The sequence below is a fragment of the Flavobacterium sp. 11 genome (assembly GCF_002754315.1).
Lineage (GTDB): Bacteria > Bacteroidota > Bacteroidia > Flavobacteriales > Flavobacteriaceae > Flavobacterium > Flavobacterium algoritolerans.
In genome coordinates this window covers 1293423-1320258 of sequence record NZ_PEFE01000001.1, presented here as the reverse complement: position 1 = coordinate 1320258, position 26836 = coordinate 1293423, and the positions used below count along the sequence as shown (strand labels likewise).

Here is a 26836-nt window from a genome sequence, read left to right as displayed (position 1 = left end):
GAGCGAAGCGAACTGACGAAGTAAATAGCTCCAAAAAAAGCAGTTATCATTACAATAACTGCTTTTGTATTAAAACCTCTTGTTGACATCAACAATATGATTTGTATAAGATTGCTTCGTTCCTCGTAATGACTTAAGAACCACACATTTCACATTCGTCTGGACCGGCATTTTTAGATAATTCAATCATTGCTCTGTATTCTTCGGCAGTCATTTCTACTGCTTCAGCGACAACAGGAACAGCGATTGGTTGTTCTTTCACTTCAATTGGATCTGCTTTTTTATCATTGTTCAATGTAAATTTAATTGCATCCACCGCAGCTTTTGTTCTTAAATAATACATTCCCGTTTTCAGTCCGGATTGCCAAGCATAGAAATGCATCGATGTCAATTTAGAATAATTGGCATTTTGCATGAATAAGTTCAACGATTGTGATTGATCCACAAAATAACCACGTTGACGTGACATATCGATAATGTCTTTCATGGACATTTCCCAAACAGTTTTGTACAATTCTTTCAAGTCTTGCGGAATATCAAGCGCTTGAACTGAACCGTTATTTCGCATTAATTCTTGTTTCAAGGTTTCGTTCCACAAACCGCGTTCTACTAAATCGTGTAACAAGTGTTTGTTTACCACAATAAACTCACCCGAAAGTACTCTTCTGGTGTAAATATTAGAAGTATATGGTTCGAATGCTTCGTTGTTACCTAAAATTTGAGAAGTCGAAGCCGTAGGCATTGGCGCTACTAATAATGAGTTTCTAACACCATGCTTCATCACTTCTTTTCGCAAGGAAGCCCAATCCCAACGACCAGATAATTCCTCATCTTTCATTCCCCACAAATTGAACTGAAATTCTCCTTGTGACATTGGTGAACCTTCAAAAGTAGAATACGGCCCTTCTTCTTTGGCCATTTCCATAGAAGCGGTAACAGCTGCAAAATATAAAGTTTCAAAAATATCCTGGTTCATTTTTTTTGCTTCGTCACTCGTAAACGGCAAACGCAACATAATAAAAGCATCGGCTAGCCCTTGTACTCCAAGACCAACTGGCCTGTGACGCATATTTGAGTTTTCAGCTTCTTTTACCGGATAATAATTTCTGTCAATAACTTTATTCAAGTTTCTGGTTACACGTTTGGTAACGGTGAACAACAAATCGTGATTGAATTTTTTGTTTTCCACAAACATTGGCAACGAAAGTGAAGCCAGGTTACAAACCGCGATTTCATCTTTAGAAGTATATTCCATAATCTCCGTACACAAATTCGAAGAACGAATTGTACCTAGATTTTTTTGGTTTGATTTTCTGTTGGCAGCATCTTTGTACAACATGTAAGGTGTTCCAGTTTCGATTTGCGATTCCAGAATTTTCTCCCACAATTCATGCGCTTTGATGGTTTTTCTACCTTTTCCGGCTTTTTCGTAATCCGTGTACATTTTTTCAAAATCGTCTCCATAAACGTCATACAATCCAGGACATTCATTAGGACACATTAACGTCCAATAACTGTCTTCTTGTACTCTTTTCATAAACAAATCTGAAGTCCACATTGCAAAGAATAAATCTCTTGCACGCATTTCTTCTTTTCCAGTATTCTTTTTCAAGTCTAGGAATTCAAAGATATCCGCATGCCAAGTTTCGATATAAATAGCAAAACTTCCTTTACGTTTTCCTCCTCCTTGATCTACATAACGCGCTGTATCATTGAAAACACGCAACATAGGAACAATTCCGTTAGACGTTCCGTTAGTACCACGAATATAAGAGCCTGTTGCTCTTACATTGTGAATAGAAAGTCCAATTCCACCTGCTGATTGCGAGATTTTAGCCGTTTGTTTCAACGTGTCATAAATCCCATCAATACTATCGTCTTGCATCGCCAAAAGGAAGCAAGAGGACATTTGAGGTTTTGGAGTTCCGGCATTAAATAAAGTTGGCGTTGCATGTGTAAAGAACTTTTTCGACATTAAGTCGTAGGTTTCTATTACTGATTTCAAATCGTCTAAGTGAATCCCAACAGACACACGCATCAACATGTGTTGCGGACGCTCTACGATTTTACCGTTTATTTTTAGCAAATACGATCTTTCCAAGGTTTTAAAACCAAAATAATCGTAGTTGAAATCTCTATTGTATATAATATGCGAGTCTAAAAACTCCGCATTGTCCATAATCACTTTATGTACTTCCTCAGAAAGCAACGGAGCATATTGACCGTTTCTTGGGTTTACATAATTAAACATATCATTCATCGTTTCCGAGAATGATTTTTTTGTATTCGAATGTAAATTTGAGATTGCAATACGAGCTGCTAATTGTGCATAATCCGGATGCGCAATAGTCATCGAAGCCGCAGTTTCGGCAGCAAGATTATCCAATTCAGATGTCGAAACACCATCATAAAGTCCTTCAATTACGCGCATTGCCACTTTCACAGCATCAACCAAATCATTCAAACCATAACATAATTTTTTAATTCTGTCAGTGATTTTGTCGAACATTACAGGCTCTTTGTGCCCATCTCTTTTAACTACATACATACGCTTAATTGTTTTAAAAAACAGAAAATCCCTTTCCCGTTTTTGAGTATTTGTTTCATTTTTTTGGGAAGCTAATCCCGCTGTCATTCCAATCTTTCTAGTCCTGAAAAAAGTTCAGGACTAGAAAGGATATTCCCTTCCATCGGGGCTAAAACAGCCCGTGATGCGATAACGACTTTCTAAAAATCAGCGTCAAAACTAATTTTCTGAGCATCTTCATCGGTATTCATAACACCTGCTTTTTGATATTCGGCAACTTTCTTTTCAAAGAAGTTTGTTTTCCCTTGAAGCGAAATCATGTCCATAAAATCAAAAGGATTTGAAGTGTTGTATTCTCTCTCGCAACCTAATTCAACTAATAATCTGTCCGCAACAAATTCTAAATATTGTGTCATTAACGCTGCATTCATTCCTATTAAACTCACAGGAAGGGATTCAGTAATAAATTCTCTTTCAATATTCAAAGCATCCACAATAATACTTCTGATTCTTTCTTTTGGAACTTTATTTACTAAATGGTGGTTGTGCAAGTGTACTGCAAAATCACAGTGCACTCCTTCGTCGCGAGAAATCAATTCGTTAGAAAACGTCAATCCTGGCATTAATCCACGTTTTTTCAACCAATAAATAGAACAAAATGCTCCCGAAAAGAAGATTCCTTCCACAGCTGCAAAAGCAATTAGTCGCTCAGCAAATGAATCAGATTCAATCCATTTCAAAGCCCAATCCGCTTTTTTCTTAATCGCAGGAAAAACTTCTAAAGCATTGAACAATTCATCTTTCTCCGCTTCGTCTTTCACATAGGTATCAATCAATAATGAATACGTTTCACTGTGAATGTTTTCCATCATGATTTGAAAACCGTAAAAGAATTTTGCTTCAGCATATTGCACTTCGTTCACAAAATTTTCAGCTAAATTCTCATTTACAATTCCGTCAGAAGCAGCAAAAAAAGCAAGAATGTGTTTTACAAAATAACGTTCCTCATCAGAAAGTTTGTTATTCCAGTCATTTAAATCTTGTGACAAATCGATTTCTTCAGCAGTCCAGAAACTAGCTTCCATACTTTTATAAAATTCCCAAATATCATGGTGTTTAATTGGAAAAATCACGAAACGATTTTTATTTTCTTGTAAAATTGGTTCAAGTTGTGCCATTATAGTAGTTTGTTTTTTTGAGATTTTAACGAAATTTTATGCTTTCTGTGGATTACAAAGATTGTGAAATATTGCCGAAATTAAAAGTCAAACTTATTCACAATCGGCCATAGTTTTTAACAAACGAAAAAAATTGAGGCATTTTTCATGTGGATTTTAAACGCTTAAAAATCAGTATTTTAAAATTTAAAAAAAGAGTTGAAGCACCGTAAAATATAGGATTTTAAAAACAGCAAACAAGAAAATTTGCATTTATTTTAGATTTATTTTTTGAGTTCCTGTGCGACAATCTCAAGCTCCGCATACCAGTCTTCACCAAACTTTCTAACCAAAGCTTCTTTGACAAATTTATACACTGGCACTTCAAGTTCCTGACCTAAGGAACAGGCCGGATCACAAATATCCCATTTGTCATAATTAACGGCAGCAAACTCCGTGAAATCCTTCACACGAATAGGATATAAATGACAAGAAACAGGTTTTTTCCAGTCAATCACACCTTGATTATACGCTTGCTCGATACCGCACAAAGCCGTTTTACCGTCAAACATTACGTAAGCACAATCTTTATTATCAATCAGTGGCGTTTCAAGATCACCATCAGTTCCTTTTGTCCAAGTTCCTTGCGCTTCAATAGCCGCAATTCCTTGTTTACGTAAAAATGGTTTTACTTTGGGATAGATTTCTTCTAATATCTTAGTTTCCTCAACGCTCAATGGAGCTCCCGCATCGCCATCAACACAACAAGCCCCTTTACAGGCTGACAAATTGCAAACAAAATCTTTTTCGAGTATGTCTTCTGAGACGATGGTTTTTCCTAATTGAAACATTATTTTGGGGTACTGAGATTATAAAGCGCAAAGGTAGTCAAAGTAAATTGTAATTTTTTAGATAAAAACCAACTTTAACTTTTCGGAAAACCAACGAAACAACTGACTCTTTGAACACCCTAACAAACTAACATTAAACAATATAGAATTAAAACAAACAAGAAATCAATTGAAAACCAGTATATAAAAAAATGAATCAGAATTGTTGTAATAAAATTTAATTTTAATCAAAAATCTACCGAAAAGTTTAACTTTGCAAACAAAAAAATTATGTTTGAAATCGATTTTAGAGAAATAATTACGGTTGGAATGGTCCTTTTTGCCGTAATTGATATCGTGGGAACCATTCCTATTATTGTTGATTTAAGATCAAAACATGGACACATAGAATCTGAAAAAGCTTCAATAGTAGCTGGTATAATCATGATTGTTTTCCTTTTTGTGGGGGAAGAATTATTGAATTTAATTGGGATTGATGTAAACTCTTTTGCGGTTGCAGGTTCATTTGTATTATTCTTTTTAGCATTAGAAATGATTTTAGGGATTCGGATTTATCGCGATGAAGAAGCGAGTTCAGCATCTATTGTTCCTTTGGCGTTTCCTTTGATAGCCGGAGCCGGAACAATGACTACTTTACTATCTTTACGTTCCCAGTTTTCTACTATAAATATTGTTATCGCAATAATTTTGAATATTATTCTGGTATATATCGTTTTGAAATCATCGTCTAAAATTGAAAAAATACTAGGAGAAAATGGGCTTGGCGTCATTCGAAAGACTTTTGGCGTTGTACTTCTTGCGATTGCTGTTAAATTATTCGCTGCGAATGTTAAAGGTTTGTTCGTCTAAAATAAATTTTCATAAATTTACCCCCTAAGATAATTTTAAAAGATAATCTGATTTTAAGCTGACATGTGTTTCTAAAATAAAAAATCTGTTTCTTTTATATCAAAAACAAAAACGTATTATGAAAATTTTCACTAACATCTTGGTGTTTTTAGCAATAGCGCTAATCATATTTAATGTTACTTTGTTGGATTTTAGAAATCCATTTCAAGGAGATAGCGTAGTTGCTTTTATTGGAATTGCCGCTTCTTTCTGTGCCGTTTTGATTCTTCTGATTTTTAAAATGGCAAAAAAGATTGAAGAGAAATCAAATGACCAACTGTAATAATGTTTGATGTTCTCATCGTTGGCGGTGGCGTTTCTGGAATTTCATGCGCACTCGTTTTGGGTTCTGCAAAAAACAAATCATTTGTCAGTGACAAAAGAATTGGCATTTTCACCCATCAAAAAACATCATCTCTTCAAGAAGCCCTGTTTAATAATGCTTACGGAATCCCTCCAGGGAAATTAGGTTCTGAATTATTAGAGGAAAGCACCGAACATCTTTCGAAAGCGTATCCCCATATCACTCAAATTCCAGGGGAAAAAGTACTTAAAATTGAAGGACAATTTCCTGAATTTACAGTCATCACAAACAAGAATTCCTACCAAACAAAAACAATTGTCATAGGCATAGGATCCGCAAATTCTTTTGCAATAGATGGATTGATGCATTATGTGGAACCCCATCAAAAATCCCTTCCCGAAAAACAACGAATTCAACTCAAGAACAGCGACCACAAAGTGGCTGAAGGAATTTATGCCATAGGAACTTTAGCGGGTTGGAGAAGCCAACTGGCCATTGCTGCCGGTAGTGGCGCTGCCGTTGCAACGGATATTCTTACGTTATGGAATGATGGCGTACAGACTCATGCACACGACAGTATCAGGTAAATAGATTTTCATTCTGGAAAATCTCAAGAAAAATAGTGGTAGGTTTACATTTTCAATATACTTTTTATGTTATCACTATTATTGGGCTTGACCAGGCTAATTGTTTTTATAGTATTCGTTTCCTTTTTTTCGATTCTTTTCTATTTGACGAGTTTCTTTTGCAGCGAAGAAATTAATTCCAAAAGAGCACTTCATCTACGCGATTTTTTAATTCGGGTGTCCAATCACATTTTAGGTATTCGCACCATTATTTATGGAGAAAAACCCACGATACAAGGACTGATTGTAGCCAATCACCGTTCTTATTTCGACCCAATTGTTATTGTAAATCAAATGCATGCTTTTCCTGTAGGGAAGAAAGAAGTTGCGTCATGGCCTATGATTGGCTATATCTGTAAAATATCGGGTGTTTTATTTGTAGATAGAAAATGCCAAAAGAGCAGACAAGAAACTGCCGAAAATATTCGTGAAGTTCTGGCCAAAGGATATTCTATCATTAATTTTCCGGAAGGTACTACCGATGTTTTGCCAACGACTGTAGATTTCAATTATGGCTCGTTTGTGATGGCCACGAAGATTAAATCTGCCGTTATTCCTATTGCCATTGATTATAAAGAAAAAACGGATGCTTTTGTTGGAGACGACACTTTCATTCCGCATTTTTTAAAGTGCTTTGGAAAATGGACTACTGAAATTAAAATGACTTTTTTTCCTCCTATTTATTCTGAAGATGCAACCTATTTATTAAACACGTCTAAGAAAATGATAGACGATGAACTCATTCGGTACAGGAAAGATTGGGACAATGAAAATTAGTTATTTTTAAACAATATTTCTCTTCACAATTACTTCTTGGAAATTGCCTTAATCATTGCATCTTCTTTCAATACTATCTCATAATAATAGCTTTCCCCATACAATTGTCGGGCAAATTCAGCAGCCAAGTATCTTTTTACCAATGACTTGCTTTTCCCAAAATTCAAATCCAATCCGTTTTCGAAAATAAATTTTTGAAACGAATTAAAATACAAATCCGTTTCATTCATTTTAGTTTTGAATTGTTCAAAGTTAATTCCTTTAAAAGCACTTCGATTTTTATCTAATTGTTCGAAAACAAAATTGCCCACGATTCCGGATTGCAATAAATAAGCCGTACTTTCATTTCCATGCTCTACTTCTAGCGGTACAAAAACGTCAGGGACAATTCCGCCGCCACCGTATACAATTTTACCTTTTTTAGTTTTGAATTTTAAAGTATCCGAAACTTTTATACTGTCTTTTTCATACAATTCTCCATTTCCAAAACGAGCTTCTGATTCTTTAAAATACGCCTCATTTCCTTTCGAATATGGTTTTTGAATCGAGCGACCCGTAGGCGTGTAATATCTGGCAATAGTCAATCGAACGGCCGAACCATCGGCAAAATCCATTTCACGTTGCACCAATCCTTTTCCAAAAGAACGACGCCCCACAATAGTTCCTCTGTCATTATCCTGAATGGCGCCCGCTAGAATCTCACTGGCAGAAGCGCTGTTTTCATTGATTAAAACAAATACATTTCCGTTTTCGAAACTCCCTTTTTTGGTTGCAAATGTCTTGTCTATATTCCCATTTTTATTTTTGGTAAAAACAATAAGTTGCTTGTCTGTCAATAATTCATCGGCAATAGCAATGGCTTCTTCCATATAACCGCCACCATTATCGCGAACATCAATTACAAGTGATTTTGCACCTTGCTGTTTCAGTTTAGTTAAACCCGCCATAAACTCTCTGTAAGTAGTTTCGGCAAATCTATTTATTTTTATATAACCGGTTTTATCACTCAAAAGTAAAGCGGCATCGACACTTTTTAGAGGAATAACATCCCGTTTTATTTTTACTTTAAGTTTTTTACCTTCCGATTTTCTGTATATAGTAAGCTCAATATCAGAACCTACTGTTCCTTTTAATTTAGAATACAAACTGTCACTTGGTAATTTTCGACCAAATAATTTTGTTTTATCAGCATACAAAATTCGGTCGCCAGCCTTTATTCCAGCTTTTGCCGAAGGGCCATTTTCAACCGGTCTTATAACTGCAACTGAATCATTATACATATAGAAATTCACGCCTATTCCTACGAAATTACCTTTCATGCTTTCTACCACTTCCAGCTGATCGCTTGGCGGAATATAAACTGAATGTGGATCGAGTTGCGCCAGAATATTATCTACGGTAAGATTTACAATAGAATCCGTGTTGATATCATCGACATATTCATTGTCAATAAAATCAATCAGTTTATTGAGTTTGCTCCTGGAATTATTTCTGTCTGAAAAATCAGCTGCGTTAGGAAAATTCAACATTCCGCCCAGCACAACACCCAAAGCAAGTGTTGAGAAAATAAGAATGGGCAAATATTTTACGTTATATTTCATACGAAGACAATAATTATTCTTCTAATACTGGGATGTGTTCTACTTCTACTCCTGCTTTTATAAGGAACTGGATTCCTGAATCATCGCGATATCCATTATGATACACTACTCTTTTTATTCCGGATTGATGAATCAATTTGCTGCACTCTTTACATGGCGAAAGCGTAATATACAAGGTTGCGCCTTCACACGATTGTGTAGATCGTGCCACTTTCAGAATCGCATTTGCTTCGGCATGTAAAACATCCCAACGCGTTAGTCCTTCATCATCTTCACAACAATTTTCAAAACCAGTTGGAGTTCCGTTATAACCATCAGAGATTATCATTCTATCTCGCACAATAATCGCACCAACTTGTTTGCGTTTACAATAGGACAGCAAACTCCATTCTTTGGCAATTCTAAGATACGCTTTATCGTATTTATTTAATTTTTTTTCGTTCATTTTTTATCTAATCCAGATTTCACTTTCAACAATCAATGGTATCACTACCCCAATAATAAATGCCGACATCACTAAGGTCCAATCGCGTTTCGAGAATCTAAAAACGGCTTGAACAATATACGACAAAATCAAAACCACAAAAACCACTACAATCTGGGCCGCTTCTATTCCTAATGCAAATTCTGACAACGGCAATATTTTAGAGGTGGCATCACCTCCAAGAATCGATTTGAAATAATTTGAAAAGCCCAATCCATGAATTATCCCAAAGAAAAGTGTGATGAAAAACACCAAATTTATACTTTCTTTTTTGCTTGATTTTCCCGCCGTAAAAAGATTAAACAATGCCGTTATTAATATCGTTATTGGAATTAATAATTCGACAACATTCACTTTAATCGCAATTATACCAAAAACGGAAAGCAATAAAGCCATCGTGTGCCCAATGGTAAAAAGCGTCACCAAAAGCACAATTCGCTTCCAATCCTTAAAAGAGAAAGGAATTGCTAATGCTATTAAAAATAAAACATGATCATAAGCATGAATATCTAAAACGTGTTTTAATCCTATTTGAAAGTAAATCCAAAATTCTGACATAGGTAATTTATTAGGTTGATAAAGGGGTTGTAAACTTACGATTAATTTTGAAAATGATTGATTTGATTATTTAAATAAATGCAATTCAAAAGAGATCAAATTCAAAGAAAAAATATAAAAAAATTAAAATCATTAATTTAAAAATAGATTTATCTTTGTAAGATAAAAAAACAATAATTATGTCATTTTCAGATTTATTTGATAGCGAATTCAAACAAAGAAATAAAGGTCATTTTTCAGCTATTGTTCGTGTAGCACTTGCTGACGATAAGTTTGCTCCGGAAGAAAAACTATTTTTAGACAAACTGGCTGTTCGATTAGAAATTTCTCAAGCAGAATATGAAGAAATTTTAGAAAACCCACTAAAATATCCTATAAACCCTCCTTATTTACATGAGCAAAGACTGGAGCGTTTGTTTGATTTAGCAAGAATGGTTCACGTTGATCATCAGTTAGGTGACACACAAGAATTATTATTAAGAAAAATTGGAGTAGCACTAGGCTTTAATGCTGAAAATGTAGATTATATTATACATAAAGCACTTAAATTAGTAGATAGAAAAGTAGATTTAGATACTTTCCTTTTCGAAATGCAAAACATGAACAAGTAATTGTAAAGTATAAAAAAAGCTCCCAGAAATCTGGGAGCTTTTTTTATTAAACCTATATTTTAGTATTTGCTTAATTTCGCTTTATGCATAAATTCTTCCGCTTTTTCTACCATGTTATAGCTTCCGCAAAAGAACGGCACCCTTTCATGTAATTCTGTTGGTTCAATTTCCATGATTCTATTAAATCCGTCTGAAGCTTTTCCTCCGGCTTGTTCAGCAATAAAAGCTAACGGATTGCATTCGTAAAGCAAACGTAATTTCCCTTTTGGTGCTTTGGAACTTGTAGGATACAAATAAATTCCGCCTTTAATCATATTTCTATGAATATCAGAAACCAGACTTCCTATATATCTTGAAGTATACGGTCTGTCTCCTTCTTCTAACTGGCAATATTTTATATAATCTTTTACTCCTTGCGGAAAATGAACATAATTCCCTTCGTTGATGGAATAAATATGACCGTCTGTTGGGAATTGCATTTTTGGATGCGATAAATAAAAAGTTCCAATGGCCGGATTCAATGTAAATCCGTTTACTCCATGTCCCGTAGTGTAAACCAACATCGTCGATGTTCCGTAAATAACATAACCTGCCGCAACCTGATTGATTCCCGGCTGTAAAAAATCTTCTATGGTAACTGGAGTTCCTATTGGAGTAACTCTTCTATAAACCGAAAATATAGTCCCTACGGAAACATTTACATCAATATTTGATGAGCCGTCAAGCGGATCCATTAAAACCACATATTTGTTATTATGGCTGTTGTCACTTCCTTCTACGGTGATAAAATCATCATTCTCTTCAGAGGCAATACCACAAACAATTTCACGATTGATTAAAGTTTGAATGAAAATTTCATTGGCATAAACGTCGAGTTTTTGCTGATCTTCACCTTGTATGTTTTGTTCTCCGGCAGCCCCAACAATATCAACTAATCCTGCTTTGTTTACTTTATAATTGACTACTTTGGCAGCCAATCGGATGGAGTTAATGATTCGGGATAATTCGCCTGACGAATATTGAAAAGCATTTTGGTTTTCAATGATAAATTCTCCTAGTGTTTTGTTGCGTTCTTCCATTACGAAATCGATGTAGTTATTTTGAAGTCACAAATATCGTTTTTTTTGTGAAAACAATTTGAATACTATTTATTTACTTTGACAGTATTGTATATTTGCTGAATAAAACACAAAATTAGTACGTAAAAATGCTATTTTATTGCATTTTTGAATCATTAAAATAAAAATTTATGAATATTAGAAAAGGAAAACCTGAAGACATGCAGGCTGTTTTAGGCCTTATTCAAGAATTAGCTGATTTTGAAAAGGAGCCGGATGCAGTTCTTGTAACTGTTGACGATTTAGTTCGTGATGGTTTTGGTGCTGTTCCTCTATTTCATGTTTTTGTTGCCGAAGTTGATGACGAAATCGTTGGTATTGCTTTGTGGTATTACCGCTATTCTACCTGGAAAGGAAAAATAATTCATCTGGAAGATTTAGTAGTAAAAGATAAAATGAGAGGCACAGGATTAGGTTATGCTTTGTATTCTGAAATTATAAAACAGGGTAAAAGAGATAATGTTCGAAGAATTGACTGGCATGTTCTGGACTGGAACGCTCCTGCTATTGAATTTTACGAAAAATCAGGTGCAAAAGTGTTAAAAGATTGGTATGTAGTGCAAATGGATGAAATAGGAATCAACCATTTTGTAGAGAATAAATTGAAATAAAGTATAAAGAACAATTTTTGTTTAAAAGTATGAGAGTATTCAAATTTGGAGGAGCTTCTGTAAAAGATGCCGCAGGAATTAAAAACGTATATGACGTTTTACAAAAAGTGGGTTACGAAGATGTATTGTTAGTTGTTTCTGCAATGGGAAAAACGACGAATGCATTGGAAATTGTCATAAAAAACTATTTCGACAAATCGGCTGAGTTGAATTCATCAGTCCAAGAAGTAAAAAAATACCACAATCAAATTTTGATGGATTTATTTGAAGATGACAAAAACGAAGTTTTTGCTGCTGTAAATACTCAATTTGCTGATTTAGAATATTTCTTGACACATAATAAATCTCCTAATTATAATTTTGTTTACGACCAAATTGTAAGTTATGGCGAATTAATTTCGACAACTATTCTTAGTCATTTCATGAATTTCATGGAAATAAAAACGCAATGGCTGGATGTTCGTAATTTCATAAAAACAGACGCAAATTACAGAGATGCGGAAGTAGATTGGGAATTGACACAGAAAAACATTGCCAAGAACGTAAAACGAAAAATCTTAAATATTACACAAGGGTTCTTAGGTTCTGATGAGAATAATTTCACCACTACTCTAGGTCGTGAAGGTTCAGATTATACTGCTGCAATTTTTGCCTATTGCCTAAATGCCGAAAGCGTAACCATCTGGAAAGATGTTCCCGGAGTAATGAATGCCGACCCAAGATATTTTGAAAACGCAAGTTTATTAAATCAAATTTCGTATCGCGAAGCCATTGAATTAGCTTTTTACGGTGCAACGGTTATTCACCCAAAAACGCTGCAACCATTACAAAAAAAGGAAATCCCTTTGTATGTAAAATCATTTATAAACCCATTATTAAAAGGGACAAGTGTTTCTAAAGGTGTCGATTTAGAACCGTATTTACCTTGTTTTATTGTCAAAAGAAACCAACTTTTAATTTCTCTTTCATCAATAGATTTCTCTTTCATCATGGAAGAAAACATCAGTGAGATTTTTGCGTTGTTTCACCAATTCAAAATAAAAGTAAACTTAATTCAGAATTCTGCCATTAGTTTCTCTGTATGTGTGGAAGATAAATTTGATAATTTTAAAGCGCTGAATGCCATTTTATCTAAAAAATTCAAAGTTGAATTTGACGAAAATGTAACCTTATATACGATCCGACATTTCAATGACAAGGCAGCACAAACTGTCGAAGAAAATAAAGTAGTTTTATTGAAACAAGTCAGCCGTGAAACCATGCAAGTGATCACTAAAGAAGTTTAAAACTGTTTCAGCAATATTAAAATGGGAATCGAAATTTAATTTTGGTTCCCATTTTTTTGTTATTCCAAAGCATAAAATCAAGCACTCTAAACCAGAATATGTCGATTTGTCTATTCATCAATTTTCTGATTGGCACATTTTCTAATTATCGAATTATAAATACTACTTTTGGTACTTTCGAGTTATAGTATTTATGTTGAAAAAATTACTTTTTTGGATTGTAATAGGCTGTTTTTCTGGGCTCCATGCTCAGGAAATTAATTCGCTGTACAAAACCAAAAAAATCCTTCCTTCCCGCGACACTATTTACATTGAAAAAGAAAGTATTAATTCCAGTTTTTTCAAATTGCTTGACGCCAATGGCAAACTTATCGATAGTACTTTATTTAAAATAAATTTCAAAAAGGGAACTTTGATTTTAAAGGAAAACAGTTCTTTTTCCTCCGATTCACTTACAGTACAGTATCTTAAATTCCCTGAAATACTAACCCAGGAATACCGCATTTACGATCCCAGCAGGGTCGTCAGCAATGAAGCAGGTAATGGAAATTTATATAAAATTGAAGCGAAAAACCTAAAGAAAAACGTGCCTTTTGACGGCTTGAATACTTCCGGAAGCATTACCCGTGGCATTACTATAGGAAACAATCAAAATGCTGTTTTGAATTCTAATTTAGATTTACAAATTACTGGTAAAATTTCCGAAAAAGTAAGTTTAAGAGCTTCCATTCAAGACAGTAATATTCCATTGCAGGATGGCGGCTATTCTCAAAAACTGGATCAGTTTGATAATGTTTTCATGGAATTATTCAGTGACCAATGGAACATTCGAGCAGGAGATATTTTTCTAGAAAACAAGAAAACCCAATTCTTGAATTTTAACAAAAAAGTACAGGGACTGTCGACTAATTTCAACTTTGGAACCGAAGAAAACAAAACGAATGTATTTGCATCAGCGGCATTAGTTCGAGGGCAATATGCCAAAAGTAATTTTGTGGGACAGGAAGGCAATCAAGGACCTTACAAATTAAAGGGACAAAATGGAGAATTGTATGTTCTGGTGGTTTCGGGCTCAGAGCGGGTTTATGTAAATGGTGTTTTACTGAAACGAGGCGAAAACAATGATTATACGATAGATTACAATGCCGGTGAAATTGTATTTACGCCACTTTTTACAATCACTTCCGAAATGCGAATTGCCATAGAATATCAATATTCCGACAGGAATTACACCCGTTTTGTAACCTATGCCGGTGCCACGCATGAAAATGAAAAATGGAGTTTTGGAGGCTATTTATATTCGGAAAACGACTTGAAAAATCAGCCGCTACAACAAAATTTATCACAAGAACAAGCCCAGATATTAGTCAATTCAGGAGACAATCCTGATTTAATGACAGCACCTTCTGCCTATGCTGATTCCTATTCCGAAAACAAAGTACTGTATCGAAAAACGATAGTTAATGCCATTGAAATTTTTGAATATTCAAATGATGCTCAACAGGAATTATTCAACGTCCGTTTCACTTTAGTCGGAACCAATAATGGGAATTATATCGTGACAAATTCGGCTACCATTACTCGGGTTTATGAATATATTGAACCCATAAACGGTATTCCTCAAGGAAATTATGAACCCATAATTCAGCTCATTGCACCAACAAAAATTCAAGTTGCCACCTTTTTAGGAAAATACAAACCCAGCGAAAAAACGGCTGTGGATTTTGAAATTGGCCTGAGTAACAATGATCAAAATTTATTTTCATCCATTGATGACCGCAATAATCAAGGCTTAGCAGGAAAAATCAATGCCAAGCAAAGGCTTTTTTCTAGAAAATGGCAGGTTGATGCTTTTGCCAATTATCAATTTATACAGAAAGATTTCAGATCCGTGGAACGACTGTACAATATAGAATTTGACAGAGACTGGAATTTAGGAACCGCTGCCATTGGAAATCAAAGTTTATTGGTTTCCGGTTTGCAATTGGACTTAAATCCAGAACCAAAATCTACTACTAAAGGACTGTTGTTGTATCAGTTTGAAAAACTGGATTTCTCTGAAAATTTTTCGGGTAGCAGACATATTTTAAATGGTTTGTTTCGAATAAAAAAATGGACTTTTCAAAACCAAGGCAGTTTCCTGAAAAGTGATGGCAGTGTTTTATCGTCGAAATTTTTACGAAACCAATCTCAAATGCGTTTTCATTTCGATAAAAATTGGGTTGGCTCCAGCTTGCGTTTAGAAGACAATCAAGAAAAAGACAAAGCAACAAATCAGTTTTCGGCTCTAAGCCAAAAATTTACGGAGTATGGTTTTTTTACCGGTCGTGGCGACAGCACAAAAGTTTTTGTAGAATTGGGCTATTTAAGAAGAACCAATGACAGCCTTCAATCCCAAAGTGTCGGGGGGCTGCTGCAGCGGGTAAATTCCTCCCAGACTTTCATGTTAAAATCTAAATTGATACAAACCAACAGAAGTGATTTATCTATTTATGCCAATTATAGAATCTTGGATTTTGTGGATGCAACGAGAAAAAGAGAACCTACATTAAATTCCAGAATAGTGTACACGGATCGTTTTTTCAATCAATTAATCCAAAGCACAACCATTTATGAAACGAATTCAGGAACCATTCCGCAACAGGAATTTACGTATCTGGAAGTTTCCGCAGGTCAGGGCGTTTATACCTGGAATGATTATAACGGCAATGGAATTCAGGAATTACAGGAGTTTGAAGTCGCTCCGTTTATCGATCAGGCAAAATTCATCAGAGTGTTTTTGCCCAATCGGATTTATATAAAAACACATCAAAATAAGTTCTCACAATCCGTGACCTTAAACCCGAATCAATGGCAAAATGAAAAAGGATTAAAAAAATTACTTTCCTATTTCTATAATCAAACCGCATTTATAATTGACCGAAAAACGAGAAGTGACGGGGCTAATTTTGAATTAAACCCGTTTAGCGGTTCTAATGAAAATGTCCTCGGATTGAATTCCAGCTTGAGAAATAGCTTGTTCTACAATCGGGGAAAGCAAAACCATTCGGTTACCTATTCTTATCTTCAGAATAAAACGAAAAACTTGTTATCGATAGGTTCACAAGAAGCCACCAACAGTTCGCATCAATTGCAGTATGGACATTTATACCAAAAAAGTTGGCTGTTCGGTTTTTTTGCCAAAACAATCCAGACAACTATTCAATCCGAGAATTTCCCAGAAAAAAATTATGACATAAACGGATATCAATTGGCACCAAAAATCAGTTATTTATTTTCTAAAAATACCAGCTGGGATCTCTTTTATGAATTGCAAATCAAAGAAAACCAAATTGGAGTTTTCGAAACGTTGTTACAAAACCGCTTTGGAACTTCCTTTTCCTACGCCAGCGATAAAAAAATAACGCTGAATGGAGAAGTCTCTTTTTACCAAAATAAATTTGAAGGAAATGAATTTTCTTCGGTTGGATTTCAAATGCTGGAAGGATTACAAACTGGACAGAACCTCACTTGGAGATTGCTTTTACAAAAAAACATCACACAGTTTTTAGACATTAATTTCAATTATCAAGGGCGAAAAAGCGAATCAAGCCAAACCATTCATACTGGAAATGTTCAATTGAGAGCTTATTTTTAATGCTGGAATTTGGAATAATTTCATTGATTGAATTTATAAACTATGATTATTTTTTATTATTTTTATTATATAAAATTTAAAATCAAATTATTATGAAAAAATTACTGTTGTTATGTTTTGTAATTATTTTGTCAGCAAACTTGCAAGCACAAGAAACTGCAGCCGAAAAGAAAGCAGCAAAAGCTAAAACTGAAAAATTGGCTAAAGCCAAAAAAGAAAAAGCGGAAGCGGCTAAAGATAAAGCGGCTATAGCCAAAGAAAAAGCAGCCACGGCTAAAAAAACAGCTAAGGACAAAGCAGAAGCTGCCAAAGACAAAGCAACTACAGCTAAAGAAAAAACAACAAAAGACAAAGCCGAAACTGCAAAAGATAAAGCTGCTACTTCTAAAAAAATAGCAAAAGACAAAGCGGAAGCTGCCAAAGACAAAGCGACTACAGCTAAAGAAAAAGCGGAAACTGCTAAAGACAAAGTAGTCAAAGATAAAGCTGAAACCGCAAAAGATAAAGCTGCCATAGCTAAAGAAAAAGCAACAGCATCTAAAAAGACAGCTACAAAAAAAGCAGAAACTGCCAAAGATAAAGCAGCGACGGCTAAAACTGCGATAAAAGAAAAAGCTACAAGCAGCAAATCAGTAAAAAAAATCAAGGAAACCAATGAAAAAGCACCTAAAGTAGCCGACAAAATAACAGGTGAGTACAATGGTAAAAAAGTATATACTGGTCCTCGTGGCGGAAAATATTACATTAACTCAAACGGAAATAAAACCTACATACAAGAATAATCTTTTTATAGAAAATATATTGGAAAGGCTGTCTGTAAAAGATAGCCTTTCTTTATTTTAGTCTAAAAAAAGGAGAAAAACAATCTGAAATACTATTCAATAATTGGATAATTTAATAGTTTAGTAATATTTTGCAAATACAAAAAAGGGCTTAACTTATGTATCTTTCAACTATAAAAAACATTTGATACAATTAGAAATGGATATAAAAACCGCCCCTAAAACTATTTTGATTGCGCCTTTAAACTGGGGTTTAGGTCATGCCACCCGTTGCATTCCAATTATTAGAGCTTTACAAGAGAACAACTATATTCCCATAATTGCCTCTGATGGTATTGCTCTTGAATTACTCCGAAAAGAGTTTCCCAACGTACAAACTTTGGAACTCCCATCCTATCAAATTGAATATGCTAAAAATGGTGCCAATTTTAAATGGAAACTAATAAAGAATGGCCCAAAAATGATTAGAGCCATTCTGGAAGAAAAAAAAATAATTCAAAATTGGATTGAAAAACATGCAATAGACGGCATTATTTCAGACAACAGATTAGGTGTTTTCAGCAAAAAAGTACCCTCTGTATTTATTACCCATCAATTGAATGTGATGACTGGAAATACCACTTGGATAACCAGTAAAATTCATCAATCAATTATAAAAAAATATACGGAATGCTGGGTTCCCGATCTATCCGGAACTCCAAATTTAACCGGCAAACTAGGTCATGTTGACAATCCAAATCTCAAAACAAAATACATTGGTCCTTTGAGCAGACTCCAAAAGAAATTGTTACCAAAAAAATATGATTTACTGGTAATTCTCTCTGGTCCTGAACCTCAACGTGGCATGTTAGAAAAACATTTAAAAGAAGAAATTGTTAACTACAGTGGTAATGCAATTTTCATTGAGGGAAATATAGAAAAGGAGCAAAAAACAAGAATAATTGGAAATGTCACCTATTACAACTTCATGAATTCAACTGAACTGGAGCAGGCTTTTAACGAAAGTGAAATGGTTCTTTGCCGTTCGGGTTATACTACAATCATGGATTTAGCGCAACTGAGAAAAAAAGCTTTTTTTATTCCAACACCAGGGCAATATGAACAAGAATATTTAGCCAAAAAATTGAAGAAAGAAGGTCTGGTTCCTTATGCAACACAAGATGATTTTAGAATGGAAAATATTCTAGAGATTGAGGAATATAAAGGATTGCCTCGATTAGACTCTAAAATTGAATGGGCAAATTTGTTCCAAGTTTTTCAAAAATAATGAACCTTTGATACATAAAAATAAAAAAACCGATTCTTATGAATCGGTTTTTTATAAATATTATTAATCGTAGGTTTTATGTTGTTTTCTTACTTGTTTTTGTTTTTTCAAGTGTAAAAGAAAATTCAGAACCCACGCCATACGTACTGTCTACATAAATTTTCTCATCATGCGCTTCAATAATATGTTTTACAATAGATAAACCTAAACCTGAACCGCCTTCGGTTCTTGCTCCGCTCTTATCAACTCTGTAAAAACGCTCAAAAAGTCTTGGGATATTTTTTTTCTCTATTCCTTCTCCGTTATCCGTGATTCGAACAATGACTTTTTCATCTGTCAAATCTTCAATACTTACCTCGGTAGAACCTTTTACTTTTCCGTATTTGATTGAGTTTACAACAAGATTCATCACTACTTGTTGTATTTTTTCCTGATCCCCAACCACCATGACCGGTTTGTTGTATTTCATGTCAAACATCAACAGGATATCTTTCTTGGAAGCTTTCATTTCGAGCAAATCAAAGACATTTTGAACTAATTTCACAATGTCAAATTCGGCAATTTCCAAGTTCAAATCTCCAATTTCCAGTTTAGAAATCATGTCTAAATCTTGTACGATATAAATCAATCGTTCTACTCCTTTTTCGGCGCGTTCTAAATATTTTTTTCGGATTGTTTTATCGCTCATTGCTCCGTCGAGCAAGGTTGACAAATATCCTTGAACCATAAAAAGTGGCGTTTTGAGCTCATGAGAAACATTCCCAAGAAACTCTCTTCTATATTCTTCACGAACTTTTAAAGTTTCGATTTCTAACTTTTTATCGGTGGCAAACTTTTTCACTTCGCGTGTAAGCGTCGCCATATCAGTTGTAATGGGCTGGTTTCTAAAAGTACTTGACTCTAATAAAGAAACGTCATCGTATATTTTTTTAACTTTTTTATAGATAAATCGCTCTACTCGATACTGTATGACAAGAAATGAAAATGCAGCAATCGCAATGGCAAAAATCAAACAAAAGCGATACGAGAAAGTGAAAAATAAATACGTGAGGAAACCAACTAATCCTGTAGAAAAAAGAGTGATGTAAAGCGCTGACTTTACGGCAAAACGATATGTTTTTTTAAAATTTATTGTCATTTACACTTCAAACTTATAGCCTACTCCTTTTATTGTTTTAAACAATTCTTCTCCTATTTTCTCTCTTAGTTTTCTGATGTGAACATCAATTGTTCTTCCACCAACAACTACTTCATTTCCCCAGACTTTGTCGAGAATCTCGTCACGTTTGAATACTTTTCCAGGTTTTGAAGCAAGCAGGTAGAATAATTCAAACTCTTTTCTAGGCAATGCAATTTCAATATTATCCTTAACGATTTTATATTCTTCGCGATTTATTTCTATTCCGCCTACATTAAGTGTTTCGCTGTTTTGCTCCTTTTCTTTTAATCGGCGTAATAGTGCTTTTACTTTACTGACTAATAATTTAGGTTTAATAGGCTTTGTGATGTAATCATCTGCACCGGCATCAAAACCTGCAACTTGAGAATAGTCTTCACTTCTGGCTGTCAAAAAAGTGATGATTACATTACTGAGTTCAGGAATCTTTCTAATGTTTTCGCAAGCTTCCATTCCATCCATTTCCGGCATCATTACATCCATTATAATAAGGTCTGGCATTTCTTTTTTAGCTTTCGCTATTGCCTCTCTACCATTTGCTGCCGTAACGATTTGATACCCCTCTTGAGAGAGGTTATACCCTACTATTTCCAGGATATCCGGTTCATCATCTACTAATAAAATCTTCGTGTTTTTCTTCTTCATAAAGCGCCAAAAATTGTTTTTGAATTGTAAATGTAATAATAAATGGGATATTCAAATGGTGTTAACCATAATTTAATATTGGGGTGATTTTAGGACCCAAAACAAAACATAACCATAACAAGCCAGTAACTTACATTTTACATTTCAGGCGTTACTTTGCAAAAAAATTAAAACCAAATGAAATTCAAGTTACTATTTTTCACGTTATTAATAACAGTTATTTCTTTTTCACAGAATAAAGGAACGATTTCTGGAATCTTAACAGACAAAGATGCTAATAATCAGTCTTTACCTTTTGCTAACGTTCTTATTAAAGGAACAAATATAGGAACTAATACTGATATTGATGGTAAATATACCATAACTATACTACCTGGAAGCTATACTTTACAACTTAGTTTTGTAGGGTATGAATCTGTAGAAATTCCTGTGACAGTGGTTGCTGATGAAACAGTAACTATTAACAGAGCACTAGGTTCTGGTAGCTATACCCTGAAAGATGTTGTTGTAAGAAACACAGCAAGCAGAGAAAAGGAAACAGCTCTTTTATTAGACCAAAAACAAGCGGTCGTAATTAAACAAAGTATCGGTGCCCAAGAAATGGCTCGTAAAGGAGTTAGCGATGTTGAGGAAGGTTTGACAAAAATTACCGGAATCACTAAAGTTGACGGAAGAGGTTTATTCATCAGAGGATTAGAAGACCGTTACAATAACTTATTGATAAACGACTTACAATCACCATCAAACAGTCCTTTCAAAAAAATTATTCCATTAGATTTATTTCCTACTGATGTTGTGGGAGTATTAAATATCTACAAAACTTTCAATACTAACATTTCTGGAGATTTTGCCGGAGCAACCGTTAATATCGAAACACCTCAACCAAAAAATATCACTAAATTGAATATTGGTTTTGGATATACGACTAACAATAATCTTCAAGACTTTTTACTTTCTGATGATGCAAATTCTACAAAGGGAACTTTAGGACTGATTGGTAATGACAGAGCGCTTCCTGGTATTTTTGGATCAGTTCCAAGTGGACAAAAACTTTCTCCTGCTGAATACGAAAATGGATTTGGTAAAAAATCATGGGATGTTAACAATACAAAAAGTCCTTTGAATTCTAGTATTGGATTTTTACATGCACAAAAATTCAATCTTAAAAACGAAAGAAACATTAGCTACATCATGTCTTTCAACTTTGACAACAAATACTCTTATAGAGAAGGTGTTGACAGAACTTTCAATCTTGGACAAGGGAACTACGACAATAATTTATACAATACGCAATACAGCTACCAAACTACTTTTTCTGGTTTAGCAGGATTGAAGTACAAGACAGATCGTTTTAATTTAAGCTTCAATACGTTCTTGATTAAAGCGACTGAAAGCAAAATTCAAGACCAAGTAGGTTACACAAACAGTTTGGCAAATCAGACAAACAACCTTATTAGATTAAATCAATACGAAGAATCTAACTATTGGAACTCACAATTGTACGGTGATTATAAATTAACCGAAGACGGAAAACACAGCATAAAAGCTGGAGGTTCTTATGTGAAAACTTCTTTTCAACAACCTGACAGAAAATTTATCACTGGTGTAAAAGTAAGTGATAGCCAAATAAATATGTCTTATGGTGGTAATAACTTGAACCGTCAATTTCTTGATGTAAAAGGAAACTTCTATTACTCTTCACTTTTAGAATATAATTTAAAATTTGGAGACAAGGAAGATTCTAATAAATTATCTATTGGATACAACAGTTCGCTGAACGACATGGAATCTTCTTACCGTTTCTTCTCAGGAAGAAGAAATTTGGAGAAAAACTATACTGCTGATTTAAGTACTATAAGCCAAAACATCAACGAAGATATCAACAACGGAATTGTTTATGTTCAGGAAGAATCTAACGGAGATTATAAAGTAAAATTGAATCAGTTTGTTAATGCAGGTTACTTCAATTTGTTCATGAATCTTGGAGAAAAATGGGATTTGAATGCTGGTATTAGAGGTGAAAGTTCAACTCGTACCATAAAATACAGACAACAAGGTGATCCTTTTGGAAGCGCTTACCGCAAAAAGACAGATGACAAACTTGATATCTTACCATCTATAAATGCGAAACGTATTTTGAATGAAAACAGTAATTTGAGAGTATCATTGGCAAAAACAATAACTCGTCCAGTTGCGATGGAGTTGTTACCAATAAATTACATCAATGCCGATGGAACTTCAGAAAGTGGAAACCCAGATTTGAAAGACAGTGAAAACTATAATGTTGATTTCAAATATGAATTGTTTCCTAACAATAAAGAATTATTTGCTGTAGGAGTATTTGGAAAAATGATTAACGATCCTATTGAAAGAGTTTTCAAACCAACTGCAAATAGCGGTGGACAAATCACAACTTTCAAAAATTCAGAGCAAGCGGTTATTTATGGTGCCGAAATAGAAATGCTTTTCCAATTGAGCAGAATCAGCAAATCTCTTTCTAATTTCTCTTTAGGTTTCAATACGTCATTGATGAGTACTGATGTTAAAATTGACATTAAGAAACAAGGGAATGAATTAGAAAACAGTACAAATCGTAAGCTGCAAGGTGCTTCAAACTGGTTAATCAATTCTGATTTAAAGTATGACTTCATCCTTAATAAAGATTGGAAAAACTCTATGACCTTAGTATATAATGTTTATGGAGATCGTATTTTCGCTGTAGGTTCTTCAGGAATTGATCATATCTACGAGAAATCTTTCAGTAAATTAGATTTTGTTTGGACTAACTCAATTTCAAAAAGTATCGAACTTAAATTTGGAGTAGACAACATCTTAAATCCAAGTTATAAAAAAGAGTTGGGAAGCAAAAGCACTTTAAACATTACTGAAGACTCGCTAATTTTAAGAGAATTCAAAAAAGGTGTCGGGTTCTCCTTTAACATAGGATACACGTTTTAAAAACAACAAAAAAAAAGAGCTTTAACAGCTCTTTTTTTGTTTACATAAGTAACATAAACTTTACATCAAATTCATTGTTATATAATACTTTAATAACAATTACATAACTAAATTTCAGAAGCTCGGAAGTACTTTTGAAATAAATAATTAACAAAAAAACTTATAATTTTAAAATCATTAAAAATGAAAAAATTAGTATTCAGTCTTGCATTATTGAGCTTGGTTTTTACAAGTTGTACTTCAAGTGATGACGATGTAGTAACAACTCCACCAACTGCAACGGGTGAAATCACAGGAGATATCACAGCAACAAAAACCTACACAAAAGGTGTTTATACTATTAAAGGTACAGTAAGAGTAAAAAGCGATGTTACATTAACTTTTGAAGCTGGTTCAGTAATTACTGCTGATGTAGCTGACGGTACAGATGCTTTATTAGTAGAAAAAGGCGGAAAATTAAATATTTCAGGAACTGCAGCAGAACCTGTTGTATTTACTGAAAAATCTAAAACTGCAGGTTCTTGGGGAGGTATAATCATGTTTGGTGATGCTCCTATCGTTTCTGCAAAAGCAGCTGACGGAAGTGCTATTACAACTGCAACTTCTGAAGACGGAACAAATATTGTTTATGGTGGTACAAATGCTGCTCATAATGGTGGTTCTTTGAAATATGTACGAGTAGAATATGCAGGTAAAAAAATCCTTGACGGAAATTCTGAGATGAATGGTTTCTCATTCTATTCAGTAGGTTCTGGAACAGTATTAGAAAATCTTGTTGCTTACAAAGGAGCTGATGACGGTTTTGAATTTTACGGAGGAACTGTAAGTGCTAAAAACCTTATTTCTTACGGAAACACAGATGATTCTTTTGACTGGCAAGATGGATGGCAAGGTCAAGCAAACACTAACTGGTATGCTTATCAAACTGGAGCTGGAAATTTTGGAATGGAAATCGAAGCAAAAAGTGTGAACAATACTTTCTTCCCAAAAGTATCTAACATTACTTTAAGAAGAGCTGCCGGTACAGCAACTGAAGCAGGTAACCCACTTGAAATAGATGCAATCCAATTCAAAAAAGAAGGAAATGGAGAATATTCTAATGTAGTAATTTCAGGATACACAAATACTGCAGTTTCAGGAACTACAACAGTAAATGCGGTTGCCGTTAGAATACAAGATGCTGCTACAAACACGAATCAAGTTCTTACTGGTAAAATAAAAATGTTAAATGTAAAAATTTCAGACACTAATACAGCTCAATGGGGCGCTGGTGCAGCTTTTACAGTTTCATTCTTACCTGCAAACTTCACAACAAGCACAACAGCATCTGGAGCAGTATTGACTCCTGGAGCATGGGCTATTGTAGATGGTGTTAATTTACTATCGAATTTATAAAAAACACCCGCATATATTTATATCAAACATCCTGAGTTTTCAGGATGTTTTTTTTTGGTACGCTTTTTGAATTATTTTTTGTATATTTACTATTCAATCTAATCCGATGGCAAAAAACTACTTTTATACTACCCTTTTATTGGTTTTTTTATTTTCTATGAGCACTAATGCTCAGGAAACTAAGCAACAACCAAAAACACAAGAAACCGCCGTTATCGAAGGTTTAAACTTGTACCCGAACCCTGTGAGTAATGGAAAAGTCTACATTACTTCAAAAAATGACTTAGATAAAGAAATCATTATCTTTGATGTTTTAGGAAAAAAAGTGCTTCAAACAATGCTTAGTTCCAGAGAGCTTAATGTCTCTAATCTAACTTCCGGTGTTTACATCATAAAGATTAATGAAAAAGAGGCATCTGCGACCAGAAAACTAATTATAAGATAATACGTCAACATTTAAATACAAAAGCTCCAATTCCTATTGGGGCTTTTTTTATACAGAATTCTAATATAAGAGATTCCAAAAACAGACTATTGCACTTTTGTAAATGAGCTTCCCTTAAAATTTTTGATTACTTTTGCAAAAAAAATTCTTGATTACATCCTCCGATATATTTGCTATTTCCAGTCAAAAACAGTTTGAGAAAATCGCCTTGAAAGTGTTTCGTTTCCAATACGAAAACAACTTGGTCTATCAAGAATTTTGCAATTTTTTAAAAACAGATCCTCATAAAGTAAAATCATTACAGCAGATTCCCTTTTTACCGATTCAGTTCTTTAAGAGTCATGAAGTAGTTTCCAATACCAATCCAATTCAGGAAACCTTTACCAGCAGCGGAACAACCGGAATGATTACCAGCAAACATCTGGTTACTGATGTTACCTTATATGAAGAAAGCTACCGCAAAGGATTTTCAGAATTCTATGGCAATATCGAAGATTATGTCGTTTTAGCCTTGCTTCCATCCTATCTAGAACGAGAAGGTTCTTCCTTAATTTACATGGTCAAGGATTTAATTGAACTGTCCAATCATCCTGATAGTGGTTTTTACCTGCACAATCATGACGAACTGATTGCCAAACTCATAGCTTTAGACCAAGCCGGTCAAAATGTCATTCTGATTGGTGTTACTTTTGCTTTATTGGATTTAATAGAAAAACACCAGTTTCAACTGCAGCATACCATAATCATGGAAACCGGCGGTATGAAAGGCAAACGCAAAGAAATGATTCGCGAAGAATTACACGAACAATTGTGCAAAGGATTTGGTGTTTCTGCCATACATTCTGAATATGGAATGACCGAATTGCTTTCGCAAGCCTATTCTTTAGGAAACGGCGTATTTGAATGCCCTTCCTGGATACAAATCCTTGTTCGCGACACTGAAGATGCTTTAACCTATATTCAAGACGGAAAAACAGGCGGAATCAACGTTATTGATTTGGCCAACATTAATTCTTGTTCGTTTATTGCTACGCAGGATTTGGGCAAAAAAAATCCCAACAACTCTTTCGAGGTATTGGGACGTTTTGATAATTCTGATATTAGAGGTTGTAACTTGATGGTTATTTAAAG

Annotated in this window: 23 protein-coding genes; 14 read left to right on the top strand and 9 right to left on the bottom strand. The window is 34.3% G+C overall.

Features of this window, described 5'->3' with window-relative positions; translation table 11 throughout:
• Positions 1–133: 133 nt before the first annotated feature.
• The 3 genes from CLV00_RS05755 to CLV00_RS05745 form a co-directional block, all read right to left on the bottom strand.
• Positions 134–2548, bottom strand: a complete 2415-nt coding sequence (locus CLV00_RS05755; protein WP_099716250.1) for a ribonucleoside-diphosphate reductase subunit alpha — start codon at positions 2546–2548, stop codon at positions 134–136.
• Positions 2549–2727: 179 nt separating this feature from the next.
• Positions 2728–3705 carry a ribonucleotide-diphosphate reductase subunit beta gene (locus CLV00_RS05750; RefSeq protein ID WP_099714235.1) on the bottom strand — a complete coding sequence of 326 codons (978 nt, stop codon included), beginning with the start codon at positions 3703–3705 and terminating at the stop codon, positions 2728–2730.
• A 263-nt stretch (positions 3706–3968) separates the two neighbouring features.
• Positions 3969–4535: a DUF3109 family protein gene (locus CLV00_RS05745; RefSeq protein ID WP_099714234.1), complete on the bottom strand. Its 567-nt coding sequence runs from the start codon at positions 4533–4535 to the stop codon at positions 3969–3971.
• A 270-nt stretch (positions 4536–4805) separates the two neighbouring features.
• Between CLV00_RS05745 and CLV00_RS05740 the strand changes: the two genes are divergently transcribed.
• From CLV00_RS05740 to CLV00_RS05725, 4 genes are all read left to right on the top strand, one after another.
• Positions 4806–5384 (top strand): MarC family protein, encoded by a 579-nt coding sequence (locus tag CLV00_RS05740; protein WP_099714233.1) that lies wholly within the window; start codon positions 4806–4808, stop codon positions 5382–5384.
• Positions 5385–5502: 118 nt separating this feature from the next.
• A complete protein-coding gene (locus tag CLV00_RS05735) occupies positions 5503–5706 on the top strand; it encodes a hypothetical protein (RefSeq protein WP_099714232.1) in 204 nt (67 codons plus the stop codon).
• A 2-nt stretch (positions 5707–5708) separates the two neighbouring features.
• Positions 5709–6314 (top strand): FAD-dependent oxidoreductase, encoded by a 606-nt coding sequence (locus CLV00_RS05730; RefSeq protein ID WP_099714231.1) that lies wholly within the window; start codon positions 5709–5711, stop codon positions 6312–6314.
• Between the two features lie 66 nt (positions 6315–6380).
• Positions 6381–7130, top strand: a complete 750-nt coding sequence (locus CLV00_RS05725) for a 1-acyl-sn-glycerol-3-phosphate acyltransferase (RefSeq protein WP_099714230.1) — start codon at positions 6381–6383, stop codon at positions 7128–7130.
• 29 nt (positions 7131–7159) lie between these two features.
• On the opposite strand, the gene CLV00_RS05720 is transcribed toward CLV00_RS05725, so the two are convergent.
• Genes CLV00_RS05720 through CLV00_RS05710 form a run of 3 tightly spaced genes read right to left on the bottom strand, consistent with a single transcriptional unit; the run spans position 7160 to position 9773 of the window.
• Positions 7160–8731, bottom strand: coding sequence for a S41 family peptidase (locus CLV00_RS05720; RefSeq protein ID WP_099714229.1), 1572 nt, complete (start codon positions 8729–8731; stop codon positions 7160–7162).
• Positions 8732–8744: 13 nt separating this feature from the next.
• A complete protein-coding gene (locus CLV00_RS05715) occupies positions 8745–9176 on the bottom strand; it encodes a dCMP deaminase family protein (protein ID WP_099714228.1) in 432 nt (143 codons plus the stop codon).
• Positions 9177–9179: 3 nt separating this feature from the next.
• A complete protein-coding gene (locus CLV00_RS05710; RefSeq protein ID WP_099714227.1) occupies positions 9180–9773 on the bottom strand; it encodes a HupE/UreJ family protein in 594 nt (197 codons plus the stop codon).
• A gap of 179 nt (positions 9774–9952) precedes the next feature.
• On the opposite strand from CLV00_RS05710, the gene CLV00_RS05705 reads away from it, so the two are divergent.
• The gene (locus CLV00_RS05705; RefSeq protein WP_099714226.1) at positions 9953–10384 is read left to right on the top strand and encodes a TerB family tellurite resistance protein; all 432 of its coding nucleotides are present in this window, start codon (positions 9953–9955) and stop codon (positions 10382–10384) included.
• Between the two features lie 59 nt (positions 10385–10443).
• On the opposite strand, the gene fbp is transcribed toward CLV00_RS05705, so the two are convergent.
• Positions 10444–11463 carry a class 1 fructose-bisphosphatase gene (gene fbp / locus CLV00_RS05700; protein WP_099714225.1) on the bottom strand — a complete coding sequence of 340 codons (1020 nt, stop codon included), beginning with the start codon at positions 11461–11463 and terminating at the stop codon, positions 10444–10446.
• Between the two features lie 170 nt (positions 11464–11633).
• On the opposite strand from fbp, the gene CLV00_RS05695 reads away from it, so the two are divergent.
• The 5 genes from CLV00_RS05695 (at position 11634) to CLV00_RS05675 (ending at position 19085) form a co-directional block, all read left to right on the top strand.
• The gene (locus tag CLV00_RS05695) at positions 11634–12113 is read left to right on the top strand and encodes a GNAT family N-acetyltransferase (protein ID WP_099714224.1); all 480 of its coding nucleotides are present in this window, start codon (positions 11634–11636) and stop codon (positions 12111–12113) included.
• A gap of 29 nt (positions 12114–12142) precedes the next feature.
• Complete coding sequence (locus CLV00_RS05690; protein ID WP_099714223.1) at positions 12143–13399, top strand: aspartate kinase; 1257 nt, start codon at positions 12143–12145, stop codon at positions 13397–13399.
• Positions 13400–13592: 193 nt separating this feature from the next.
• On the top strand, positions 13593–17036 hold the full coding sequence (locus CLV00_RS05685) for a hypothetical protein (protein WP_099714222.1): 3444 nt from the start codon (positions 13593–13595) through the stop codon (positions 17034–17036).
• 92 nt (positions 17037–17128) lie between these two features.
• Positions 17129–17818 carry a hypothetical protein gene (locus CLV00_RS05680; protein WP_099714221.1) on the top strand — a complete coding sequence of 230 codons (690 nt, stop codon included), beginning with the start codon at positions 17129–17131 and terminating at the stop codon, positions 17816–17818.
• Between the two features lie 199 nt (positions 17819–18017).
• The gene (locus tag CLV00_RS05675; protein ID WP_099714220.1) at positions 18018–19085 is read left to right on the top strand and encodes a glycosyltransferase; all 1068 of its coding nucleotides are present in this window, start codon (positions 18018–18020) and stop codon (positions 19083–19085) included.
• A gap of 76 nt (positions 19086–19161) precedes the next feature.
• Here the strand turns inward: CLV00_RS05675 and CLV00_RS05670 are convergent, their stop codons facing one another.
• Positions 19162–20223, bottom strand: a complete 1062-nt coding sequence (locus CLV00_RS05670; protein ID WP_099714219.1) for a cell wall metabolism sensor histidine kinase WalK — start codon at positions 20221–20223, stop codon at positions 19162–19164.
• Positions 20224–20907 carry a response regulator transcription factor gene (locus CLV00_RS05665; protein WP_099714218.1) on the bottom strand — a complete coding sequence of 228 codons (684 nt, stop codon included), beginning with the start codon at positions 20905–20907 and terminating at the stop codon, positions 20224–20226. It lies immediately after the preceding gene.
• Positions 20908–21084: 177 nt separating this feature from the next.
• On the opposite strand from CLV00_RS05665, the gene CLV00_RS05660 reads away from it, so the two are divergent.
• The 4 genes from CLV00_RS05660 to CLV00_RS05645 all read left to right on the top strand — a co-directional run bounded on the left by CLV00_RS05660 (position 21085) and on the right by CLV00_RS05645 (position 26834).
• Positions 21085–23865 (top strand): TonB-dependent receptor, encoded by a 2781-nt coding sequence (locus tag CLV00_RS05660; protein ID WP_099714217.1) that lies wholly within the window; start codon positions 21085–21087, stop codon positions 23863–23865.
• Between the two features lie 183 nt (positions 23866–24048).
• Entirely contained in the window at positions 24049–25260 is a 1212-nt protein-coding gene (locus CLV00_RS05655) for a hypothetical protein (RefSeq protein WP_099714216.1), read from the top strand.
• A gap of 106 nt (positions 25261–25366) precedes the next feature.
• Positions 25367–25705 (top strand): T9SS type A sorting domain-containing protein, encoded by a 339-nt coding sequence (locus tag CLV00_RS05650; protein WP_099714215.1) that lies wholly within the window; start codon positions 25367–25369, stop codon positions 25703–25705.
• A 148-nt stretch (positions 25706–25853) separates the two neighbouring features.
• Positions 25854–26834, top strand: a complete 981-nt coding sequence (locus CLV00_RS05645; RefSeq protein WP_099716249.1) for an acyl transferase — start codon at positions 25854–25856, stop codon at positions 26832–26834.
• Positions 26835–26836 lie beyond the last annotated feature (2 nt).

Excerpts from the sequence above, each read along its gene's own strand:
- CLV00_RS05755 (WP_099716250.1), bottom strand. The coding sequence starts at position 2,548 with ATGTATGTAGTTAAAAGAGATGGGCACAAAGAGCCTGTAATGTTCGAC.
- fbp (WP_099714225.1), bottom strand. The coding sequence starts at position 11,463 with ATGGAAGAACGCAACAAAACACTAGGAGAATTTATCATTGAAAACCAA.
- CLV00_RS05730 (WP_099714231.1), top strand. The coding sequence starts at position 5,709 with ATGTTTGATGTTCTCATCGTTGGCGGTGGCGTTTCTGGAATTTCATGC.
- CLV00_RS05695 (WP_099714224.1), top strand. The coding sequence starts at position 11,634 with ATGAATATTAGAAAAGGAAAACCTGAAGACATGCAGGCTGTTTTAGGC.
- CLV00_RS05740 (WP_099714233.1), top strand. The coding sequence starts at position 4,806 with ATGTTTGAAATCGATTTTAGAGAAATAATTACGGTTGGAATGGTCCTT.
- CLV00_RS05685 (WP_099714222.1), top strand. The coding sequence starts at position 13,593 with ATGTTGAAAAAATTACTTTTTTGGATTGTAATAGGCTGTTTTTCTGGG.
- CLV00_RS05655 (WP_099714216.1), top strand. The coding sequence starts at position 24,049 with ATGAAAAAATTAGTATTCAGTCTTGCATTATTGAGCTTGGTTTTTACA.
- CLV00_RS05735 (WP_099714232.1), top strand. The coding sequence starts at position 5,503 with ATGAAAATTTTCACTAACATCTTGGTGTTTTTAGCAATAGCGCTAATC.
- CLV00_RS05665 (WP_099714218.1), bottom strand. The coding sequence starts at position 20,907 with ATGAAGAAGAAAAACACGAAGATTTTATTAGTAGATGATGAACCGGAT.
- CLV00_RS05725 (WP_099714230.1), top strand. The coding sequence starts at position 6,381 with ATGTTATCACTATTATTGGGCTTGACCAGGCTAATTGTTTTTATAGTA.
- CLV00_RS05680 (WP_099714221.1), top strand. The coding sequence starts at position 17,129 with ATGAAAAAATTACTGTTGTTATGTTTTGTAATTATTTTGTCAGCAAAC.
- CLV00_RS05720 (WP_099714229.1), bottom strand. The coding sequence starts at position 8,731 with ATGAAATATAACGTAAAATATTTGCCCATTCTTATTTTCTCAACACTT.
- CLV00_RS05690 (WP_099714223.1), top strand. The coding sequence starts at position 12,143 with ATGAGAGTATTCAAATTTGGAGGAGCTTCTGTAAAAGATGCCGCAGGA.
- CLV00_RS05745 (WP_099714234.1), bottom strand. The coding sequence starts at position 4,535 with ATGTTTCAATTAGGAAAAACCATCGTCTCAGAAGACATACTCGAAAAA.
- CLV00_RS05705 (WP_099714226.1), top strand. The coding sequence starts at position 9,953 with ATGTCATTTTCAGATTTATTTGATAGCGAATTCAAACAAAGAAATAAA.
- CLV00_RS05750 (WP_099714235.1), bottom strand. The coding sequence starts at position 3,705 with ATGGCACAACTTGAACCAATTTTACAAGAAAATAAAAATCGTTTCGTG.
- CLV00_RS05710 (WP_099714227.1), bottom strand. The coding sequence starts at position 9,773 with ATGTCAGAATTTTGGATTTACTTTCAAATAGGATTAAAACACGTTTTA.
- CLV00_RS05660 (WP_099714217.1), top strand. The coding sequence starts at position 21,085 with ATGAAATTCAAGTTACTATTTTTCACGTTATTAATAACAGTTATTTCT.
- CLV00_RS05715 (WP_099714228.1), bottom strand. The coding sequence starts at position 9,176 with ATGAACGAAAAAAAATTAAATAAATACGATAAAGCGTATCTTAGAATT.
- CLV00_RS05650 (WP_099714215.1), top strand. The coding sequence starts at position 25,367 with ATGGCAAAAAACTACTTTTATACTACCCTTTTATTGGTTTTTTTATTT.
- CLV00_RS05670 (WP_099714219.1), bottom strand. The coding sequence starts at position 20,223 with ATGACAATAAATTTTAAAAAAACATATCGTTTTGCCGTAAAGTCAGCG.
- CLV00_RS05675 (WP_099714220.1), top strand. The coding sequence starts at position 18,018 with ATGGATATAAAAACCGCCCCTAAAACTATTTTGATTGCGCCTTTAAAC.